This window comes from Sulfitobacter sp. 1A12779, assembly GCF_043557315.1.
GTDB lineage: Bacteria > Pseudomonadota > Alphaproteobacteria > Rhodobacterales > Rhodobacteraceae > Sulfitobacter > Sulfitobacter faviae.
The window spans coordinates 1-21,336 of the sequence record NZ_JBIFFU010000031.1 but is presented as its reverse complement, the minus strand read 5'-3'; the positions used below and the strand labels follow the sequence as shown (position 1 = coordinate 21,336).

Genomic DNA, 21,336 nt, shown 5'->3' with positions numbered 1-21,336 from the left:
GGGAACGAACATTTAGGTTTTTTTCCCTTGCAACAGCTAAACTTCCCACAGAAGTGCTCTGTTCCGCTCAGCCTTCGACAATGGCTGATGTCCGCCGCATCGGGGTGTCAGCGTCGGGTCATCTGAGGAATTACGGCCAAGATAATCAATACTATAACAGTCGACAGCACGGCCGTTGCCTCGAGACCCAGACCAGCTACGATCCCGATCCCGGCGGTCGCCCAAATACTGGCAGCAGTGGTCAGTCCTTGGATCTTTCGCTCTGCGGTACGCACGATGATTGCACCCGCTCCGAGAAAGCCGATGCCTTGAACAATGTCTTGCAAGACCCGTGATAGATCGGCGATCTCCATGCCGCTTTGCAGCGGCCCGATCAAAAATAATGCTGCGCCCACCGCCACCAACATATGGGTGCGCACCCCTGCATTGCGCTCCTTGAGTTCGCGCTCTAGCCCAGCATGCCACCCAGCAAGGCAGCGAGAGTTAAGCGCAACGTGACACGGGTTATGGTGGCAATGTCTGGTACGTCGGAGAGCTCTTGTGTGACCGTCGACCAGATCTCTTGTCCCCGTATTACTCCTTTTCAATGCGATGATGGTCGCAGGCTGATCAGTGTAGTGTCTGATCGGAATGTTTATTCTTTATTGAACTTATATTGCGAGTGACCCAAATGAAGAAACGCAGCGGGCGGGAAAATTCCGGTCCGCATAAAAACAGTGCCATCTGGCACCAGAATAGTGTCAGATGGCCCAGGCATCTATTCAGATGCTTACCCGGACAAGCTACGATAGCAGCTGTCAGTCGTCCAAGACAAAAGTTACGGACAAATTGACCTTGAATTCCGTAATCTTTCCATCCTCGACCATTACATTCTGATCTTTTATCCAAGCACTCTTGATCCCTCGCAGCGTCTTTGAAGCACGTTCAATACCCTGCTTGGCGGCGTCGTCGAAACTATCCGGTGACGTTGCAGATATCTCGGTTACTCGTGCAATAGTCATGGCGTTCTCCTTTCTCTTGGTACTGTAGGCCCAACAGCCGGTTTGCTGGCTTGTTCCAGGTTCATTCGAGAGCAGCATGATGTTGCCGAATTACCGTTCTGCGACTTTAGCAGAGAATGAATTCGAGGCTCTGCACAGGCGAAGTCAGCGCACCGTCCGTCTCAACGCACCTTGCAAGGCGCGTGCGGTGACGCTCTTGTTGGTCTGGAACCCCATACGCAACAATGCCTCGCGCTCCTTCACATGCGGCGGAAGACACAACGATGCGGCCAACAACTGCGCTTTGCCTCGCCATGTTGATGAAAGCATCTTGAGCTCTTCCAGCGCAGGCAGCAAAACGCGCTCGATATCATCGAAGTCACTGCCGAGCGGGAAAGCTGGAAGCGTCCTACGATGCTCCTCAATCCATGCATGGACCCGCTCAGGATAGTTCTGGCGGTGGGCTTTCGGGATTTCATAATCATCGGGAAGTTTCCCCGCTGATTTGGCCTGGGCCATCAATTTGTCCTGGAAACGACTATCGGATATGTTCAGCAGAGCGCCGATCACCTGCGCGTCGGATAATCCGCGCAGGTCGGCGGCACCATATTCGGTCACAACCAGATCGCGCATGTGACGCGGCACTGTCACGGTATCGATCGTCCAGCGAATGTTGCTGCACGGTCTGCCTTTGCTCATTCGCCAGGCAGGAAGCGTGATGATGGAACGCCCCCCCTCCAGCGCAAAGGCCTGTTCGACGAAATTGAATTGCCCGCCGACACCGCTGACCACCTGTCCGTCGTCCAACGTGTCAGACATGACGTCGCCCAAAAGGCTCACTTGCATGGCCCCATTGACGAACCTGGCGTTCACGCGCGCAGCACGTTTCGCCTCCTCATCGCCATAGAGGGAATTGGTGAAACTCACGGGCCGCATCGCGATTTTCGCGCGTTGATCTTCGGGCAAGCATCGCAAGCGTTTGTAAAAATCGCGCGTTTCGACAAAAAAACCTGCATCAATCACGGCGCCATCGACTTCGCGCCTTAAAATCCCAGCCTCGAAAAGTGCTAGTAGCCCGCCAACCAGCATTTCAGTGACAGCGTAAAGGCCCTCTCGAAACGGCGCCTCGTGTCGATCCCCTTGCGGGAATGGGCAACCACGTTGGATGGTGTGCATTTTTCCTTCATCGCGGAGTATCAAAGCATGCGCCACAGCGTCGCCGATGCCCCCGATGCCGATCTGCAGCGTCCCCCCGTCTCTGATGAGGCCGCTCACGTGCAGCCCGATCGCATGCGCGGCGTCCTCGACCGGGCGGCGTACTGCCGAAAAAAGATTGTAGTCGGGAGCGCCATGCAGGACGTGATCCGCCTCATTTGCGTTCATTACGGCACCATCGCCCTGCATGAAAGGCATCTCGGGATGCACCTCGAATGCCACTTGGAAATCGACCTTACCCGCGGCGCGAAATGCAAACAGATCGGCGGAAATATCGGTGTTGGACGACAGCGAAAACTGACCACCTTTCTCTGCGACCAGTTGGAGCAGAACATTGGGCTGTCGATCCAACAGAACGTCGCGGGCATGGGTGTAATTCGCTGCGATATAGGCTTGCTGCATTGCGTCCACCCCCAGCCATCGACCAGCAAACAGGAAAAATTCATTTACCGTGACGTTGCTCGGCAAGGTCCCTTCGCGCAGCATCCTCACATAGAGGGGGCCGGGATAGGCACCGAAAAGTCGGTCGAGCGCTGGCTCAAGAAATCGCTGTTCCATGTCCGATGACAATGGAGGTCGCTCCAGGGTGAGCGCCGTAAAAATAGACAGCTTCCGCTCTGGTACGTTGCGGGCGCCACGTACCAGAGCGTCTACCAGCGTCAGTGGTTTGCCCAAACCTAATGGAAGAGCTAACCTAATCTCGCCGCCTGTAGACTCGTACAGTTGCTGCGCAATGGTATCGGCTTCGTCTTCCCGCTCCATAAATACAGATATCCTGTAGATTGCGTTAGAGGTGCAACCAAGCATCTTGGCGCACCAAAGAATCTTAACCATGGGTGCGAGGTCTCGGTCTCAAATCCTCCCAGCAAGCCCGGGTGGCCTCGCACCCCAAACTTCACCCTCACCTATGTTTCGCCCTTTTTAAACAATCCTCTGCGCAGTGAGGCGACCTCAGTGGAACTTAAATACTTTGACCTCAGAACTCCTATGTACGAAAACCTTTATCTTTGCGAAGAGTTCCTGGCGAGGATCAAGCTGTTGTTTCGTCTTACTTCTTTTTTCCGAGTTCTGCTGCCCCCGGCGAACGAAAGCAATCCGCAAGGAACATTCTCATTCGCGGGCTGTTGTTTTGATATGTGGAGGTGCGAAAGAGGGCGTCGATCATGGCGAGTGCAACGAGAAACCAGACCGCGAAGAAGCTTGTTTGCATTGTAGGCTCCGACGCTTTTCATCAGGAAATGATTGGTCGAATACCTGAGGCAAAAGACTGGCAGTTGGAACAGGTTCTGCACCGTACCGATGTTCAACCTAACGGTACCTTCGATTTTGACACCTTGCTGAATGAAGCCCGGGCAATCATCAGCGGTTTCGATCGCCCGCCGGACGCTATAATTGGCCATCTTGATTTCCCCGTCTCCGCATTGGTGAGTCTTCTGTGCCGTGACCATGGATTGATTGCCGCATCGCCCGAAGCAGTGGCACGCTGCGAGCATAAATACTGGATGCGTCAATATCAGCAGGATGCTCTGCCAGATCACACGCCTCGCGTGGTTGCCATCAATCCTTTCGATCCAGATATCATGCGAAAGCCGCCGCTCCCGTTTCCATTCTGGCTAAAGCCGGTGAAGGGTCATTCATCCATGCTTGGGTATCGCGTACGTGAAGCTTCGGAACTAACCCAAGCACTCAGCGCTTGCCGCAGGGCCATTCATAGGTACGGTGAACCGTTCAACGCCTTTCTCAAGCACCTTGATCCGGCAGAACTTCCCACAGACAAAATTGATGGTAATTACGCTGTTGCTGAAGAATTGATCTCGGAAGATCAGCTTTTCACCCTCGAGGGCTATAGGCACAAAGGCGAAACAACGATCTACGGGGCCATCGAAAGCAGGCGGTCCGGGCGCCACATGTCTAGTTTATCAAGCTATTACTACCCCGCCGAGTTGCCCGGGGAAGTGGTTGAAGCAGCGCAACAACAAGTGACCAAGGTGCTCACGCAGGTGGGATTCGACAACGGTCCTTTCAATGTGGAGTTTTTCCATGATCCCGAAACCGGTGCATTAAACCTGCTGGAAATCAACACCCGGCTTTCAAAATCCCATGCTCCGCTTTTTGAAATCGTCGATGGCTGCTCCCATCACAAACAAATCATTGAGTTGGCGCTCGGGCAGACGCCCGACAGACCTAAACGTAAGGGCACTAGCCCTATGGCCGCCAAGTTTATGGTCCGTAGCCACGAAGCAAATGGTGTTGTTCACACTGTCCCGTGCCAAGAAGAGATCGACAAGCTCTGCGCATTGATGCCCAACCTGAAAGTACAATTGTTGGTTAATGAGGGTCAGAACCTCTCTGAACTAGTCGATCAGGACAGCTATTCGTTCGAGTTAATGGATGTCTTTCTGGGGGGCGAGAGCGCCGAGTTCATTGAGGATGCATATAGACGTTGCCGGGACTCGCTGGTGTTCCTGATTAAGCCAATGGACGACACGGACTAAGCCGCGAACAGGAGGCATTGATGAAAACGATAAGCACATTTCCGAACGAGGTGATCGAAGAAGAAAATGTGTTCATTCCCTCAACCGATGGGATCCGACTAGCCGCTCGAATTTGGCGGCCCAAAAATTCGGAGAACGTCCCAGTACCGGCTATCCTAGAATACATCCCCTACCGTAAAAGGTTTGGCACGGCTATTCGCGATGAACACACCCATCCATATCTAGCTGGACACGGCTATGCCTGTATCCGGTTGGACATTCGCGGCAGCGGTGAAAGTGAAGGTGTGCTGAGGGATGAGTATTTGCAAAGCGAGTTGGACGACGGCGTTGCCGCACTGCATTGGATCGCCGATCAACCTTGGTGCGATGGTAATATTGGTATGATGGGAATCTCATGGGGCGGCTTTAACGCCTTGCAGATTGCCGCGATGCAGCCGGAATCACTAAAGGCCATCGTTACGATGTCTTCAACTGATGATCGTTATTCGGATGATATCCACCACATGGGCGGCTGTTTGCTGGGCGACAACCTATCATGGGCGTCGGTAATGTTCTCCTATAACACCATGCCCCCGGACCCTGCGCTGGTCGGCAGTCGCTGGCGCGACATGTGGCTGGAACGTTTAGATAACTCCGACCTATGGCTGAAGAATTGGCTGCAACACCAACGGCGCGATGCCTATTGGCGACATGGCTCTGTGCGTGAGGACTATTCCGCCATCAAGGTACCGGTCTTTGCGGTTAGTGGCTGGGCGGACGGCTATACCAACTCTGTTTTCCGACTCATGGAAAACCTTGACGTTCCCCGCAAGGGGATGGTTGGCCCGTGGGGCCATATCTATCCACATTTCGGCCGTCCGGGCCCGGCTATTGATTTTCTATCCGAGTTGTTGCGTTGGTGGGACCGCTGGCTCAAGGGCAAAGACACCGGCGTGGAGAACGACCCGATGATCACTGCGTGGATGCTGGATAGCGCTCCGCCTAATCCGGAATACGATCATCGCCCGGGCCACTGGGTTGGAGAAACCATTTGGCCCGCGCCAGATATCACATTCGAACGATTTACGATCGCTGAAGGACGAAAACTGCGTCCCGAAAAGAAAATACCATCGCAGAAGGAAGAAGAAGTTAACCTGGATGTGCAGTCGCCGGTGACTTTGGGCCTACATTCCGGCAAGTGGTGTTCCTATGCCAATGGTCCCGATCTGGCAAGCGATCAGCGCGCAGACGACGGTGGTGCGTTGGTTTTCCAGTCCGATCCATTAACAGAAGATATGTATATTTTGGGGGCGCCAGAGGTCGAATTGGAGCTGGCCAGTGATTGTCCCGTAGCCATGGTCGCGGTGAGGCTGTCCGACATGCGGCCTGATCATCAAGTAACCCGCATCACATATGGAATGTTAAATCTAACCCACCGTGACAGCCGTGAACATCCTGAAGAGTTGAAACCGGGATGCTTTTATCGAGTCCGAGTACCAATGTGCTACGTTGCGCAGAAGATACCTAAAGGTCACCGTGTACGTCTGTCGATCTCGACCGTTTACTGGCCCTTGGCATGGACTCCGCCCGCCTCTGTGCGCTTGACGATCCGCACAGAGAAAAGCATGCTGACACTGCCCTGTCGTACTCCCAAAGTCAGCGATGAAGCGCTGGAATTCGGAGCGCCGGTCCAATCACCGGCTCCTTCGGTAACCTCATTGGCACCACCCGCGCACGAATGGGTCATCCATCAGGATCTAGGGCGACAATGGACGGAGTTACGCGTCACCGACGACCGAGGAAAGATGCGACTGGACCGAATTGACCTAACGGTCGGGGCGCGGGCGGTAGAAATCTATGGTGCAAGACCGGGAGATTTCACGTCTGCTACTGGCGAAACCGAATGGTATCGGACCCTGCAACGCGACGGATGGCTGATCGAAACACGCACCCGCACTTGCCTGACTTCAGACCAAGAAAATTTCTATCTTACGGCCGAGTTAGACGCTTGGGAAAATGGGGCGCGGGTGCGATGTCAAAGCTGGAACGAAACGATCCCTCGGGACATGGTTTGATGGTCGTTTCAAGCGGGGTAGATGCGAACAAAAACCTTAAACGAGTTTCTAAAGTCTACACCTTGACAGAGAAGAACGAATACCCGGGAAAGGCTGAACGTACATAGATAAATCACTAGTGTGCCGGTTCTCGTTGGCTAAATAAAAGGAGGAAACCATGAAAGTTTTTATCGGAACTGCAATCTCTCTTAGCTTGTCAGCTGCAGCTGTGGCCGCTGCGGAGGTCACTGCAACTGTACATGATCGCGATGGCAAGAGGCTTGGTGCCGTAATCATACAAGACCTGCCCTCTGGCATGGCCTTGGCGACGCTCACTTTAAACAGCTTGCCCGAAGGCGTGCATGGCATTCACCTACATGAAACTGGCGATTGTTCCTCAGAGGACTTTAAATCCGCTGGCGGGCATGTTGCAGGTGATCGCAAACATGGTGTGATGGTTGACGGCGGCCCGCACCCTGGTGACATGCCAAACTTAACCGTAAAATCCAATGGAGTTGGCGAAATAGAAGTTTTTATGCCATTCTTATCCGTGCAGAAGGACCTATTAGACTCAGATGGCTCTGCCTTCGTTATGCACCAAGGCTTGGATGATTACGAAAGTCAGCCGGCTGGTGATGCAGGAGACCGGATCGCTTGCGGAGAACTCACTGAACGCACCCAGTAAGCTGGAGAACATGTCAGACGAGTTGGTTCAGACGCCACACCATGAACAATGAGCAATGAGCACTTGTTTGTGACACCTGTATGTACGGTAACTTGATCGAAGTTTGAACGGACCATTTTTCTGAATGGTTAGCTGAACAGAATTCCATTCGCACGTTCATCAAAAGGAACTGCTAAATATGTCAAACTTCACCCTCTATTACTGGCCTGTGCCGTTTCGCGGTGAATTCGTCCGTGCGCTTCTCGCCCATGCTGGCGCAACAGTTGACGAGCCTGATAGCGACGCGGTCATTGCGATGATGGATATGGACCCTAGCGATCAGCCCGTCCCGCACATGGCACCGCCATTGTTGGTAGACAATGCATCTGGCAAAGGGATCGCTGAAATGCCTGCGATCTGCCTTTGGTTGGCCGAGCAATTCAACTTGACTCCAAGCGCGCCGCATCAGAAAGCGCTCGCGCTAAAGGTTATAAACGATGCCAATGACGTCTTGGACGAGATGACGCTCAATGGCGGCAAGACGATGTGGACGACAGAGTCTTGGACACACTTTCGTCCTCGCTTACGTCGCTGGATGAGGATCTGGGAGGCAGTGGTCGTGCAGGATCTTCTTGCTGTAAACCAGAACGAGCTCGGTTATATCGCAACCGCTACTCTCTGGGGAACGATGACCGAGCGGTTACCCCAGCTTCGCGCACTTCTTAGCACGGAGGCACCGAATGTTGCCACGCTTGTGGAACAGGCCCGGTCCCAGGGCGCGCTTTTTGCGCAGGCTGAGGAAAGCCGGGAGCGCTTCGGCAACGTATGGTGCGGCGGAGAGATTGAAAAATCGTTAAGAGAAGTCGTTCAAGGCTAATCAGCGGACCCAAGCCCATACCTTAAAGAATACGCCCGCCGCAGCATAGAAGAAGATCGGCTCATCCTGATCTCAGCAAGCTGTATCTGATGCGCGGTTTTCACAACGAGAAGGTTTTTGCAATTTCGTGCGTCGCTGGGTAGAGGACCATATCATGTTCTGAGAACCCCAACTCGGCCACCGCCGAAAATGCAGCATTTTGTTCGCCGCACTTACCCGCAAACGACGACTACCGTTGCGCCAAGAGCGATAATGGCCACTACCGCCCATAATCCCATTTGAAGCCTTGTTATCTGTCCAACATGCCTTGCAGTTCTGATAATGTTCGACCGAATGGTGTAATTTTGCTCTTCCGCTTCGGCTCGACCGCAGTTTCAGAGCGGCGATTGCAGCCGGGTCCATGGGGAGAGTGTCGCAAATAGTGGCGTCTTTTTCTAGTATCATGTAGCGCCGTATGATTGCCCACTCATTATTCTGCTCTAACATCAGAGCGCCCACCAACCGTGTGAACGCGGCCTGGTTTGCAAAACAGCCAGGACATTAGCCCGAAGTTTAATTTTCCTTGTTCTGACGCTCCAGATTGGTCCCGTCCTGGTTTCGTGCCGCTCCTAGTGCTCGTTTAAGTCGCCTTCCGTTCGAAAACGACAGGGCTTTTCTATTCCTATGTTAAACTACGGCGGCGCGGATTGTATAACCCGTTTATGTATTCGAATATCAATCAAACCAAAATACCATACTCACAATCTTAGCAATCGGACGAAGGCTGATCAAAATGGCCAACGGCGTCATCAAAAACGGCCACTTTCAGCCCGCCAAAAACCGAGTTCTTCCACAAAGCTTAGCCAGAAGGAATCTGATGGGCGCGCTAACGGGCTATGGTGGAACATTTTTCGCGCGGGAATAGTTCTATGTAAGACAATAGCTTGCAAAGCGAAGTTCATGAACAGAATTGCCACAATCCTCGGCCGACAATGCGGGCAACGTTCCGACAGATGCATTCACTTTCGATAAGGTAGGTGAGATGAACAGGCAGCGAACGCATGACCTAGTAAACCCGACCGCGGCGGACGCGCAGCCGGTTCTCTCAGCTGGCCGCAACTGCTCTGCTATATCAATGGCAAACCGTGCGACTGTACTGATTGATGGTGAATCTTATTTCGCAGCTTTGGACGCCGTCCTAAGAACGGCTGAACGATCCATTACAATTATCGGCTGGGATTTTGACGCGAGTATTCGTCTTCGTCCACAGGACGGGCCTAATGCGCCCGTACTGGGGGATCTGCTGCGCGATCTGGTCGAAAAGCGTGCGGACCTCCATGTTCGGGTTCTAATCTGGAGTTTGGCGACTGTTCATACGCCAAGTGCAGCTACGCCGCTCCTTGTCGGATCCGGTTGGGCAAACCATGAGCGTATCCACCTGCATCTTGACACTCATCATCCCATTTATGCATCTCATCATCAGAAGATTGTTATCGTTGATGACGCTGTGGTTTTTGTCGGTGGAATGGATCTGACGGTTGCACGCTGGGACAAGCCTGGACATAAGTCAGACGAGCCGCTGCGAAAGGATACTGACGGGACACCCTATGAACCGGTTCATGATGTCCAAATGGTTCTGGACGGGCCAGTAGTGAGTGATCTTTGTACTATCGCGTATTCCCGATGGTACGATGCAACAGGGGAAGCGTTGTCAGTCCAGGCAACTGTAGACCTTTGGCCTCGCGCGGTGAAACCTGACTTTGAAAATATCAGTGTTGCGGTTTCCCAGACAAAACCCAACTTAGTCACTCAGCGTGGCATTGAAGAGGCGGCGCAGCTAACCGACGATCTGTTGGAGGCGGCACGCGAGACGATCTATATTGAGGCGCAGTATTTCACTGGACGGCGCATGGGCAGAAAGCTCAAGCGGTTGCTTGCGCAGCCGGAGGGTCCAGAAATCGTGGTCATTTGCACGCTTATCGCCAACGGCATCCTGGAGCGCTTCATCATGGGGGCGAACAGGGAGCGGCTGCTGCGTCGACTGAAAGCCGTCGACCGGCACAATCGCCTTCACGTCTATTGCCCCGTAACGGACAATGACGAAAAGCACCGGCTGCTTGTTCATTCCAAGGTAATGATCATAGACGACCGTTTTCTGCGCATTGGGTCGGCGAATCTCAACAACCGCTCGGTGGGGTTGGACACCGAATGTGATGTGACAGTAATCGCGCAGACGCAGCAAGCTCGCGATACAATCCATCGTGTGCGTGACACGCTGTTAGGGGAACATCTGGGCGTTAAACGCGAGGAACTGCAGCAATCGGCGGCGCACAAAAGAAACCTGCGTAAGATAATTGACGGGCTGCTGTGCGAAGGCAAAAGCCTGCAGCCTGTCAACGTAGTCCCGGGGAAGACACGGTCGTTTCCCGGCACCTTTCTACTTGATCCCGAACGGCCTCTTCCATTTCTCAACGCGCTTCACAGGTTATGGTCCCGAGTGACCCGCCGTGACCCAGTACGCGAAAAAAACAACTCGGAAACCCCTAAGACCAATAGCCCAGCACAAAGAGGGATAAGAAAATAGACAAAGCGGAACACGAGAATTGCGCCAATCAGAGCCTGTCCCGGCAGCAAGTAGGTCAACACAGCCTCAATCACGCCAAGTCCGCCCGGCACATGGCTAACGATTGTGGCGACATTCGCACTGACGTAGGCGGCGACCACAGGAAAGTAACTGATTTCGGCGACGGAAAGAACAGTCTGATGCAGCGCGGCAGCAACGAAGACGAAATTCAGAGGTCCGATTACACACTGCGCCACGGCCAACCAGAGCTTTGGCATCGCGAGTTTGTGCCCACGAATGTGGATTGCCCCCGTCGCGAAAGCTGCCACCCCGAGATACAGAACTGGACAAGCGAGCGTAACCAGAGCCATCAACATGACAACACCTGGGCTAAGTCCCAAGGCGTTTATCGCAATTTCGGGCGCTACGAGCAGCGCTATGCCCCCGAGGGCGGCAAGCCCGAGTCCAACTGTCGCTCCACAGAAAACGATCAGTTGTGCGACATCAGCACGATCAAGCCCCCATCGGGTATAATAGCGATAGCGGATCGCCCCGCTGGACAACGCTGCCAACCCCAACGAATGGCCGATCGACAAACTTGCAAAAGACGCGATGGCAACTTTGCGGTAGTCCAATGGACAACCGACATATTGCAGCGCCAGCCAGTCAAAACTGGTCAAAGCAAGGTAGCTCAGCACCGAAAAGCCCAAGGCGGCAAACAACCGTGCCCAAGAAACCGCGGTCACTGCATCGACGAGGTCAAGCCAATCGTACCGGGACAATGTCCGATAGAGCAGGTAAAGCGCCAGCGTCGCTACGACGGCGGCGATAATATAGCCAAGCCAACGGCGTCTTTTGTACGCTGGTTTCCAGTCTTGTTTTTCAGGGCGGTCGTTGGCTGTCAAATGAGGATTTCCTTTTCGCTATATGGAAACTTAACACCCCACGTGCAGTATTCGATCCACAAAAAGCATCATGGCTGGGTCCGACCCACGCGTCCTGTTGGCGGAAACGTCGGGGGTAAACAAGCTTATGGATAATGCTCTCTCACCAACCATCCGCGTCATGACATGGAACATTCATGGTGGCATAGGCCCGGACCGTAGCCGCGACCTGCGACGCGTGGTGGATTTGGTTCAAAGCCATCAGCCCCAAATCATTGCGCTGCAGGAAATTGATTCGCGTCGCGGAACATCGTCCACACCTGATGCGTTTGATTTCCTAAACAAAGAACTTGGCGGCAACAGCCATGCAACCCGTCTGATCCGCGCCCCGGACGGCGACTATGGCCATGCGGTAATAAGTTGCTGGCCGATGGCAACGGCGCGCTATCATGACATTTCCTACAAGCGGCGCGAGCCGCGCGCGGCGATCGAAACAGTGGTGGATACACCCCATGGCTCTCTGCACGTTGTGGCAGCACATCTTGGTTTGAGTTTTCGTGAAAGACGCCAACAAGCCGAAAAGCTTGTCCAGATCGTTCGGAAGAGTGATAAATGTTCGGTGCTCATGGGCGATCTGAACGATTGGATTGCCGGAGGTGCAGTGCGGCGGATATTGGACAGACAATTCCCGGGACACAGCCACATGAAGACGTTCCCTGCATGTCGGCCCATTTTCCCGCTGGACCGCATATATTGCCGCCCGAAGTCGATACTGCAGCGCAGTCAGACAGATCATACGGCTCGGCTCGCTTCCGACCATCTTCCAGTTATCGCTGATCTCAGCTTGGGAAACTGCCCGTAGCGCAACAAAATTATGGCCAAGGCGCCTGACACCATTGGCAGCCACCATGTCACTTCCGTCATCCATCTAGAGACTTCTTTCGACTGCAGCGTGGAGGCGCGACACATTTTGGAATACTCACTTTGTTGGAATAATCTGGTCTGCCCTACCGAACAACTTGGCAATGCTGCTTCATGAATCCTCTGGTCAGTGAACAACCTTACCGAAAAGGAACGATTCACGCTATTATCAAGTTTAACTCATGCGCGACACGCTTTCGACCCGCTGGTTTTCGCCAAAGTTTCTCGAGCCCGCTTTTAACCTGAAATGCCGATAGAGTGGCGGAACTTGATACAGCCTCATCTCGTTTGTCTGTAGTAACAATGCAGGTCAGCCTGTGGCATCAATGCATTGCGCCTCCACTGGCAAGAGCTTCTCAGTCGGGTTCTCAGCCTGCGACAACTGCAATGCGGCAAAGGAGTAATGACATGACATGGAAGAATTCAACGATTTTGACGGTTACAGCATTAGTATTGGCAGAGCCGCTCTTGGCTCAGCAGAACGCTCTTGAGAACGCGCAGGTCGTTGCGCTTGACGACTGGCGTTACGATGACCTCTATACAAACGGTGTAAGTGCCCGAGACCTAATCGACAGGGAAGTGTACGGACAAACCGGTGACGAGATCGGCGACGTAGAAGATATCCTCATGGGTTCGGATGGGCAGGTTCGTTCTATCGTTGCGGAAGTCGGTGGCTTCTGGGATATCGGTGATACCCATGTCAGCATTCCCCTCAACAGAGTGGACATGTCGAATGGCCAGATCGTGGTTCCGATTACGGAAGATACCGTTGGCGATTACGGCTTCTGGAACGACGAACCCATTCAGAACGGTGCAGTCGACTCCGACATCGTCGAAGGTGTAGATGATGAGCCTATCCCACGCGCGTGGCGAGCCTCTGAATTGATTGGGGACTATGCTCGGCTTCAGAATGATGATGGCTATAACGATTACGGATATGTCAGCGACCTGATTCTGCGCGACAATCAGGTCGCTGCCGTGGTTGTTCAACCTCGGTCCGAATATGGACCAGGATATCGGGCTTATCCTTACTATGGTTATGATTCCGGCTGGAATGCTGGCAGCCCCAACTACGACATGCCCTATACCGAAGATGATGTCCGCGACGCCGAGCGTCTCGACTATAATCGCTTCGACAACTCACTTCAGCGATAATCCATCAGCCCGCTCGTTTCTGACGAGCGGGCTATTTCAGTCATAGGCCGAAAGTTAGGCTTCCATGCATACACTCTTCATCGCCGCTCCAGCGTTATCCCAGCCCCTGCCGCCGCTCAGGATGCGGCATCGATTTAAGTCGTCGAAAGCGATAAACAGGGTGAATTTCTCGCGGCTGAAGTCGGGCGAGCAGCCTATCTTTTCACTGCCGACACCCGAGCTGCGGATGGCAAAGTGGCAGAAATTTCCTACATAACCCCAGAATGTTTGAATGCGTAACCGTAAGGGCTGTAACGGTATCTGATTACGCCTGAGGGAGAAAAGTTTACGCCAAATGGCGGGCATGTTCCAAGTGAACTAATCAAGCCGCGCGCAGTCGTGCCTTTACTGCAGTGTCAGTGGCATAATCGGCCAAATTTTATCAAGCCATAACCCAGCCTCGAATTATCGCACCATGCCACCGCAGGCCTCTGTCCACCCCTGCGCTTATTTTCCTCATCCCGGCGTTTCCCGCCGATGGAGTGATACTGCGGAGTAAGGCCTCAACGCTCCTCTCTCGGCGCTTGCGTGACTGGGAGTGTTTCGCTGGATCATATTGTGGTGTGGGGAGTTGATAGAATACGCAACAGGGGGAACTCGGAAGCATGACAGGGAACAAACCAGTTGTAGTTGTTACCGGCGCAGCAGGCAACATCGGCAGTAAACTTAGCAAGATTCTTGCGCGGAAGCATCGAGTTATCGGCCTCGACCTTCCAGCGAACTGCGAAGGGCGAGAAGGATTAATTGGCTGCGATATTACCGATCCGGAATCGACTGCGCGGGCCATAGAGAGATTGCACGAGGCAACCGCTAGCGAACCTATTGCATCAGTCATCCATCTGGCAGCCTATTTCGATTTCAGCGGCGAGGATCGACCTCAATACGAAGCGGTGAACGAGGAAGGCACACGCAACTTGCTGCGCGCTTTGCAGGATATCGAGGTCGAACAATTCGTCTATTCGGGAACCATGCTTGTCCATCGAGCGGGACGTCCGGGTGAACGTATTACCGAGGATACGCCGCTGGCACCCCGTTGGGCTTATCCGCAGTCGAAGGCCCGCACTGAAGAGATTATTCGAGAAGAAGCAGGCGATATACCCACTGTTTTCCTGCATCTGGCCGGACTTTATGACGATGAGACTGCGGTGCCCACGTTGAGCCACCAGATTGCCCGAATCTATGAGCGTACCTTTAAGGCGCATCTATATTCCGGCAACACCGAAGCTGGACAGGCATTTATTCATCTCGATGACATGTTGGAACTTTTCGTTTGCGTGGTAAACAGCCGCAAAGAGTTGCAAGCCGGGGAGGTAATTCTCGCGGGTGAGCCAGATACGGTGAGCTACGACGCGCTCCAAGACCGCATCGGGGCGTTGATCCATGGCGAGGAGAGTTGGAGAACGTTTGTCCTGCCTTCCTCGATGGCCAAGTTGGGCGCCAGGCTCGAAACAGAATCCGAGCCGGTGGTGCCCGATACTCTTGATCAAGGAGAAAAGCCCTTTATCCGTCCTTTCATGATCGACATGGCAAGCGATCAATACGCGCTCGACATCTCGAAGGCGCGCCACCTGCTGAACTGGGAACCGGAGCGACGCATCATGGACCGGCTGCCGATGCTGATCAAGGCACTGAAGGATAATCCTTTGGGTTGGTACCGCGCCAACGGCATCACGCCGCCGCCCTGGCTTGAAGCGGCAGACAAACGGGTAGATGATCCTGAAGCGTTGCGCGTGCAACACGAGACGGAATATCGCGAACAGCACCGTGCCAACCTATGGAGCGGCTGGGCCAACGCGGGCCTTGGCCTGTGGTTGCTGACCTCCCCGCCTTTGTTGGGCGTACAGGATCCCGGTATGATCGTTAGCGACGTAATCTCTGGGCTGCTCCTGTTTGTCTTTGGTATGCTATCACTGTCTTGGCAGATGCCTTGGGCACGGTTTGGCGCCGCAGTTCTGGGCTGTTGGATCATGTTCGCGCCGCTAGTCTTCTGGACAGACAATGGCGCGGCTTACCTGAATGACACCCTCGTCGGTATGCTCGCCGTGGCCTTCGCGCTATGCTTGTTGCCGACGCCGGGGGTTTCGCCGGTGGCCGCACAAACCGGGCCGACAATTCCCAAGGGCTGGAATTACTCTCCATCTGATTGGTTCCAACGCCTTCCGGTCATCATGTTGGCGGTCGTGGGTCTTCTCGTCTCCCGTTATCTCACGGCCTATCAACTCGAAACCATTGGCGGCGTTTGGGAACCGTTTTTTAGCGGCACCTTGGAAGGGAAGAACGGAACCGAACAGATCATCACCTCATCCGTTTCCGAAGCTTGGCCAGTGCCAGACGCCGGTATAGGTGCGCTGACCTATGCATTGGAGATCATCGTTGGTGCCATAGGCTCAGCGAGGCGGTGGCGCACGATGCCATGGCTCGTAGTACTTTTCGGGATCATGATCGTGCCGCTCGGCGCAGTGTCGATCTTTTTCATCGTGATCCAGCCTATTGTAATCGGTACCTACTCAACACTGGCTCTGATTGCTGCCGCCGCAATGGTCTGGCAGATCCCCTATTCGCTTGACGAACTGGTCGCGACCTACCAGTTCCTGCGACGGCGTCACCGGGCAGGTCAGCCTTGGTTGCTCGTGTTTTTTACAGGCGACACCGACGAAGGTCCCGATGACCATCCGCTGGACGATTTCGAACGCAGCCCCCAAGTGATCATAAAGGACATGGTTTCAGGCGGAATGACCTTTCCTTGGACGCTTATGGCATCACTCGCGCTCGGCCTCGTGCTAATGCTGTCGCCACTGGTTTACGGATGGGACAGCGGTACTGCCGCTACGAACCACGTCGTGGGCGCGCTGGTCATCACCGTGACCGTCGCCGCACTCGCCCCAGTGGCTCGACTGGGACGTTTTCTGAACGCGCTGATGGGAATAGTCCTGCTTTTTGCACCTTTGGTCGTCGGCGCCAGCTGGGGTGCCCTGTTGTTTTCGGCCTTCATCGGATTCGCGCTGATCGCTCTCAGCATTCCTCGTGGCCCAATCAGAAGCACCTATGGCACTTGGGATCGGTTCATTAGATAACGCTATGGTCCCATTTGATGCTCTGTCCGTCGTTTTTTTTAATCGCGGTTTTCTGTGTCGCGGCTGGTTCCGTCTGGCTCGCCGGGGTGCGCCTGTCACGCTATGCCGATGGGATCGCACGTGAATTCGGGGTTGGACAGGCAGTGCTGGGGGTAGTCCTGCTGGGCGGGATCACCTCGCTACCCGAAATTGCCGTGACGGGCACCGCAGCGATTGGCGGCAATGCTGCGTTGGCGGTCAATAACTTGTTGGGCGGTTTCACAATGCAAGTCACCGTGCTCGCTCTGGCCGACATGGCAATCCGTCGCAACGCACTAACTGGCACCGTGCCCGATCCCATCGTACTCCTGCAGGGTGTGCTGGGCATCATTCTGATTGCTGTGACGATCACCGGCATCGGCGTGGGCGATATCCCCTTCGCTGGGGCAGGCCTTTGGACCTGGGGCATTGCTGCGCTCTTCGTCTATGCCGTACGTATGGTCGCCCGTGCACAAGACAAACCCGGTTGGGAAGTTATAGGCGAACCGCTTTCGCCGGACATCGACGTGGATGACCCGACTGAGAATCTCACACGCCCGCAACTGCTGGGTGCGACAGCGGCAGTAGCTCTGGTAATTCTAGTCATGGGATATTTTCTCTCCACCAGCGGCGAGGCACTGGCAGAGCGCACAGGGCTAGGCGACAGCTTTTTCGGTGCGGTATTTATCGCGATCTCGACATCTCTACCCGAAATCAGCACCGTTCTCACAGCGGTCAAGCTGGGACGTCACGTCATGGCAGTTTCGGACATTTTCGGCACCAATTTGTTCGACGTTGGCGTGATATTTTTGGTTGATCTACTCTATCCGGGCGGGGCAGTTCTAAACGAGGTTGGAATGTTCTCTATCGTCGCAGGACTGACAGGCATTGTGGTGACTGCGGTCTATGTGATTGGCCTGATCGAGCGGCGCGATCCGGCTCTGTTCGGCGTCGGACTCGATTCCTACGCCGTTATGACTATCTACATTGGAGGGATCGCGTTACTGTTCACGCTGCGGTGACGTTTCAGAAAATAGGAGGCTGAGATGACCGACCCCGAAAAGCCAGCGCCCGGTGAAGTGCTTCTGCCCGAAATCGGAAAAAATTTGAGCCGCAATGAAATTATGGACGTACTGGCGGATGAAGGCTATTCGGCTAGCGGACGGAAAGGCTGGCTGAAGCAGGTTCTGACCCGGCTTGAAACGGAACAGCACGAGAGCCCGAACAGCACCCGCGCCGAACTGGTGGCCGAGATTTCGGATATCCTAAAAGAAAACGTCCCAGGTGACCCCAAAGCGGACGATAGCTTGTGAATCTGGCGCGAGGTTTCTCCTTACTGCCAGGTTCACGCCATTTCCGAGAGTCAATGTCGGAATCTACATTCCATACGACGGGTGCCACAGCGAGACATATACCCATCACAACATAAACAAGGAGACACCAATGGAACCGAACCAATTTGAAGAGAAAGCTCATGAGCTGGAAGAAGCAATGACGGAGCGGTCAGGTGAAATCGCGCGAAGCAGAGCTTCAGAAGCTGAACATCAGAAATTATTGGTGCTTCAAAGGAAATCTGAAACGCTCCTTAGAGAGACCCAACACCTAAAAGACGATAAAGAAAAACACGATTTCATCCGACAAGCCAGTGAACTGCTTCTTGAACTACGTCAGCGTCCACTTGCGTAAATGGAAATTAGCGTGACCTGCGGAAAATGGTGGCAAATCGCTTTGGCAGTTTCATGAAAAGACACGATAAAATTGTTAGTAGTCCCACGCGATCATGAAGGTTGTGTTCGACGGCGCTTCCCAACCTTGCTCAGGACTGAGACGATCTCATCATGTATTCAGTTTGGACGAGCAATATGGTATCACGACGAGAGAGCGCAAGTCGCGCAAGCACTTGGAGGACCGCTCGCTCAAGCACATCGTCGCCTTGATCGAAAACAACCGCGGCATCAGGGCTCGCCATCAATCCGGAGCGAGTTTTTATGGCATCTGGATCGGCGGCGAGTTCCCAGGCGATCCGCAGGATCCACGAGCCAAAGATCGTTGCCGCCGACCTTCGGAATCTTCGCCAACGCGGCGGCGAGGCGAATGCCAGCGCGAAATTTCTTGACGAGCCGACAGCGGACGGAAATTAGACGCGCCGATTGGACGCTGCAAGGCGAGGCACCGCTTCGGTCGACCATATGACGTTAGCTGAGGATTCCCGGTCTGGACGAATCGCCTATCAAAGACAAAGGTAATAGAGTATGAACCCATGTGCTCTGACCTCTTCCCGCCTTTGCAGTTCGGCAGTCTTTCCGACCGACTGACATACTTCCGCTGCTTTTTTATCGGCAGGACTGAAATCTGGAGCTTCATCAGGCGTCGATAAGCTTATAGTCAGATAGAACCCATTAAATTCGGCGACATATACAGGATGCTGTTGGGCCATAGCCTGCAAGGGCAAGACAGCTAGCGCCAAAATCGCTGCTAATTTCAATTTAAAACCTCCCAATCTGACCGCTTCCTAACCTCGGCAAACGGCGTTTCGAATTTGAGCGCCTTTTACCAGAGCCTCTGCAACTTGGCTGTTAAAGCCCAGCATACTCGACGTTGTATTGAGGCTTCACGCAATGCATTTTTCTCCAATCCACGAAGAGGGGCGTGCGCGCGCAACGCTTTGCCAAGAAGGTTTGGCCATTGACACCCTTGAGAAAAACAAGCCAAGCGTCAAACCTAAAGTAGATAACCCTTAATGTTCCTCATTAAGATATTCGCGCATCTCGGCCACGGCCTCAGCCGAAACCGACCCGCTCCGACGGTCCCCGGTATTCCGCAAATAAGTTAGCAAGTCAGCGATCTGCGCGTCGGTAAGTTTCCACGCAAAGGGCGGCATCGCGAGCATACTGGGGACCGTTTCGGTTGGCTGTGCCTGGGCCCCGCCGAGGATGATACGGATCGCGGTCGACGGGTCCTGAGCGTGCAGCTTGTTCGATGTGTTGAGCGGGGCGAAGAAATAGGGCACGCCCGAGGCATCGGCGGCATGGCAGGCGGCGCAATTGTCGAAGTAGAGCCCTTCGCCGATCTCCGTCCGCGCTGTTTCAGGCGCCTCTTCCGGCTCGCGCAGTTCATCGTCGAGGCTCTTGAGATAGGTGGCGACGGCGCGCAGGTCGGTCTCTTCGAGGAACTGGGTCGAGATCGAGACGACCTCTCCCATGCGCTGCATCGGGGCGGTGTGCTCGGCGCGGCCGTATTTCAGGAATTCGAAGATGTCATCTTCGTCCCAATGGGCGATGCCGCCGTTTTCGCCGCCGCGGATGTTGGGCGCGAACCAGTTCTCCAACGTACCGCCGCGCAGATATTCATCGTCCTTGCTGGCGCCGAGCAGGTTCTTGCCCGTGTGGCAGCCGCCACAATGCAGCGGCCCGTCGACGAGGAACCGCCCGCGTTTCCATTCCTCGGAACGGTCTGGATCGGTCACGAACTCCTCGTCCTCGAAGAACAACAGCTTCCAGCCGCTTACCGACATGCGGATGCTGAGCGGGAACGGCAGGTCGTTTTCCTCTTCTTCCACATGCACCGGTTCGAGCGATTGCAAATAGGCAAAGATCGCGTCGGTCTGGTCGCGGGTCATCAGGGTGAAATAGGGATAGGGCATCGCCGGGTAGAGGTGGCGGCCCTCGTCGTCGATCCCCTCGTTCAACGCGTTATAGAAATCCTCGCGCGACCAGCGGCCAAGCCCGGTTTCATCGTCGGGCGTAAGGTTTGAGGAATAGATCGTGCCAAAGGGTGTCGACAGCGCCCGCCCCCCGGCGAAGGGGATGCCGTCGTCCTCGATATCCGTGTGGCAGGCCTTGCAGTCGCCGGCCTGCGTCAGATAGCGGCCACGCTCCACTTCCGAGGAGGAGAGTTCCTGGGCCTGCGCCGGCCCGACGGTTGCGCCGCAGAAGGCGGTTATCAACGCCAGCCGTCTCATGCCTGTACCAACGGACCGGGATCGGCCATATATTGATCGATGATTGCCGCCACCGACCAATAGGCCAGCGCTGCGACGGTGCCGGTGGGGTTATAGCCCGCGTTCTGCGGAAACAGCCCCGCCCCGGCGACGAAGAGATTATGCAGATCCCAGCTTTGGCAATAGCGGTTGCAGACGCTGGTCTGCGGGTCGGTCCCCATGATCGTGCCGCCTGTGTTGTGGGTGGTCTGATAGGGCATCGAGTCGTAGGACCCCTTGCGCTCGGCCACGTTGACCTCCCGCCCTCCCATGCCCCGGGCAATCTCTTCGGCCACGGGGGTGATATGGGCGGTCAGGCGGCGGTCGTTGATGGTGAAATCATAAGTCATGCGCAAAAGCGGCCTGCCATGCCGGTCGGTATATGTCACTGTACCCTAATTAATCAGATTCTGCGGATTCAGGGCATTTTGGGGCGTTTTTGTACCCTTAATTACAATAT

Annotated in this window: 19 protein-coding genes and 1 pseudogene; 12 read left to right on the top strand and 8 right to left on the bottom strand. The window is 54.5% G+C overall.

Annotation, left to right across the window (positions count from 1 at the left end):
• Positions 1-107: 107 nt before the first annotated feature.
• The 3 genes from ACGYLQ_RS18980 to ACGYLQ_RS18970 all read right to left on the bottom strand — a co-directional run bounded on the left by ACGYLQ_RS18980 (position 108) and on the right by ACGYLQ_RS18970 (position 2,957).
• On the bottom strand, positions 108-419 hold the full coding sequence (locus ACGYLQ_RS18980; RefSeq protein WP_394444368.1) for an MgtC/SapB family protein: 312 nt from the start codon (positions 417-419) through the stop codon (positions 108-110).
• A 378-nt stretch (positions 420-797) separates the two neighbouring features.
• The gene (locus tag ACGYLQ_RS18975; RefSeq protein ID WP_067627044.1) at positions 798-1,001 is read right to left on the bottom strand and encodes a dodecin family protein; all 204 of its coding nucleotides are present in this window, start codon (positions 999-1,001) and stop codon (positions 798-800) included.
• Positions 1,002-1,145: 144 nt separating this feature from the next.
• A complete protein-coding gene (locus tag ACGYLQ_RS18970) occupies positions 1,146-2,957 on the bottom strand; it encodes an acetyl-CoA hydrolase/transferase C-terminal domain-containing protein (RefSeq protein WP_368440041.1) in 1,812 nt (603 codons plus the stop codon).
• Between the two features lie 401 nt (positions 2,958-3,358).
• On the opposite strand from ACGYLQ_RS18970, the gene ACGYLQ_RS18965 reads away from it, so the two are divergent.
• The 4 genes from ACGYLQ_RS18965 (at position 3,359) to ACGYLQ_RS18950 (ending at position 8,264) form a co-directional block, all read left to right on the top strand.
• Complete coding sequence (locus tag ACGYLQ_RS18965) at positions 3,359-4,690, top strand: acetyl-CoA carboxylase biotin carboxylase subunit family protein (RefSeq protein WP_394444366.1); 1,332 nt, start codon at positions 3,359-3,361, stop codon at positions 4,688-4,690.
• 20 nt (positions 4,691-4,710) lie between these two features.
• A complete protein-coding gene (locus tag ACGYLQ_RS18960; RefSeq protein WP_394444364.1) occupies positions 4,711-6,744 on the top strand; it encodes a CocE/NonD family hydrolase in 2,034 nt (677 codons plus the stop codon).
• Between the two features lie 157 nt (positions 6,745-6,901).
• A complete protein-coding gene (locus tag ACGYLQ_RS18955) occupies positions 6,902-7,408 on the top strand; it encodes a superoxide dismutase family protein (protein ID WP_394444362.1) in 507 nt (168 codons plus the stop codon).
• 178 nt (positions 7,409-7,586) lie between these two features.
• Positions 7,587-8,264 carry a glutathione S-transferase N-terminal domain-containing protein gene (locus tag ACGYLQ_RS18950; RefSeq protein ID WP_394444361.1) on the top strand — a complete coding sequence of 226 codons (678 nt, stop codon included), beginning with the start codon at positions 7,587-7,589 and terminating at the stop codon, positions 8,262-8,264.
• 411 nt (positions 8,265-8,675) lie between these two features.
• Here the strand turns inward: ACGYLQ_RS18950 and ACGYLQ_RS18945 are convergent.
• Positions 8,676-8,798, bottom strand: a pseudogene (locus ACGYLQ_RS18945) (IS256 family transposase); the annotation flags it as partial.
• A gap of 487 nt (positions 8,799-9,285) precedes the next feature.
• Here ACGYLQ_RS18945 and ACGYLQ_RS18940 point away from each other — a divergent pair.
• Positions 9,286-10,827: a phospholipase D-like domain-containing protein gene (locus ACGYLQ_RS18940; protein ID WP_394444358.1), complete on the top strand. Its 1,542-nt coding sequence runs from the start codon at positions 9,286-9,288 to the stop codon at positions 10,825-10,827.
• Here ACGYLQ_RS18940 and ACGYLQ_RS18935 read toward each other — a convergent pair.
• Positions 10,722-11,711: a lysylphosphatidylglycerol synthase domain-containing protein gene (locus tag ACGYLQ_RS18935; RefSeq protein ID WP_067937573.1), complete on the bottom strand. Its 990-nt coding sequence runs from the start codon at positions 11,709-11,711 to the stop codon at positions 10,722-10,724. The two genes, ACGYLQ_RS18940 and ACGYLQ_RS18935, sit on opposite strands and share 106 nt — an antisense overlap.
• Positions 11,712-11,781: 70 nt before the next feature.
• Here ACGYLQ_RS18935 and ACGYLQ_RS18930 point away from each other — a divergent pair, with 70 nt between their 5' ends.
• The 7 genes from ACGYLQ_RS18930 to ACGYLQ_RS18900 all read left to right on the top strand — a co-directional run bounded on the left by ACGYLQ_RS18930 (position 11,782) and on the right by ACGYLQ_RS18900 (position 19,013).
• On the top strand, positions 11,782-12,552 hold the full coding sequence (locus tag ACGYLQ_RS18930) for an endonuclease/exonuclease/phosphatase family protein (RefSeq protein WP_394444356.1): 771 nt from the start codon (positions 11,782-11,784) through the stop codon (positions 12,550-12,552).
• A gap of 467 nt (positions 12,553-13,019) precedes the next feature.
• On the top strand, positions 13,020-13,766 hold the full coding sequence (locus ACGYLQ_RS18925) for a PRC-barrel domain-containing protein (protein WP_394444355.1): 747 nt from the start codon (positions 13,020-13,022) through the stop codon (positions 13,764-13,766).
• Between the two features lie 644 nt (positions 13,767-14,410).
• The gene (locus ACGYLQ_RS18920; RefSeq protein WP_394444354.1) at positions 14,411-16,879 is read left to right on the top strand and encodes an NAD-dependent epimerase/dehydratase family protein; all 2,469 of its coding nucleotides are present in this window, start codon (positions 14,411-14,413) and stop codon (positions 16,877-16,879) included.
• 17 nt (positions 16,880-16,896) lie between these two features.
• The gene (locus ACGYLQ_RS18915; RefSeq protein WP_394444352.1) at positions 16,897-17,919 is read left to right on the top strand and encodes a sodium:calcium antiporter; all 1,023 of its coding nucleotides are present in this window, start codon (positions 16,897-16,899) and stop codon (positions 17,917-17,919) included.
• A 24-nt stretch (positions 17,920-17,943) separates the two neighbouring features.
• Positions 17,944-18,210: a hypothetical protein gene (locus ACGYLQ_RS18910; protein WP_394444350.1), complete on the top strand. Its 267-nt coding sequence runs from the start codon at positions 17,944-17,946 to the stop codon at positions 18,208-18,210.
• Between the two features lie 130 nt (positions 18,211-18,340).
• Complete coding sequence (locus ACGYLQ_RS18905) at positions 18,341-18,583, top strand: hypothetical protein (protein ID WP_067631356.1); 243 nt, start codon at positions 18,341-18,343, stop codon at positions 18,581-18,583.
• A gap of 163 nt (positions 18,584-18,746) precedes the next feature.
• Positions 18,747-19,013: a hypothetical protein gene (locus tag ACGYLQ_RS18900; RefSeq protein ID WP_394444348.1), complete on the top strand. Its 267-nt coding sequence runs from the start codon at positions 18,747-18,749 to the stop codon at positions 19,011-19,013.
• A 114-nt stretch (positions 19,014-19,127) separates the two neighbouring features.
• Here ACGYLQ_RS18900 and ACGYLQ_RS18895 read toward each other — a convergent pair whose 3' ends face one another.
• The 3 genes from ACGYLQ_RS18895 to ACGYLQ_RS18885 all read right to left on the bottom strand — a co-directional run bounded on the left by ACGYLQ_RS18895 (position 19,128) and on the right by ACGYLQ_RS18885 (position 21,265).
• On the bottom strand, positions 19,128-19,397 hold the full coding sequence (locus ACGYLQ_RS18895) for a hypothetical protein (RefSeq protein WP_394444346.1): 270 nt from the start codon (positions 19,395-19,397) through the stop codon (positions 19,128-19,130).
• A 237-nt stretch (positions 19,398-19,634) separates the two neighbouring features.
• Complete coding sequence (locus tag ACGYLQ_RS18890; RefSeq protein WP_394444344.1) at positions 19,635-20,858, bottom strand: c-type cytochrome; 1,224 nt, start codon at positions 20,856-20,858, stop codon at positions 19,635-19,637.
• The gene (locus tag ACGYLQ_RS18885) at positions 20,855-21,265 is read right to left on the bottom strand and encodes a GMC oxidoreductase (protein ID WP_394444342.1); all 411 of its coding nucleotides are present in this window, start codon (positions 21,263-21,265) and stop codon (positions 20,855-20,857) included. The genes ACGYLQ_RS18890 and ACGYLQ_RS18885 overlap by 4 nt, the downstream gene beginning before the upstream one ends.
• Between the last annotated feature and the right edge of the window lie 71 nt (positions 21,266-21,336).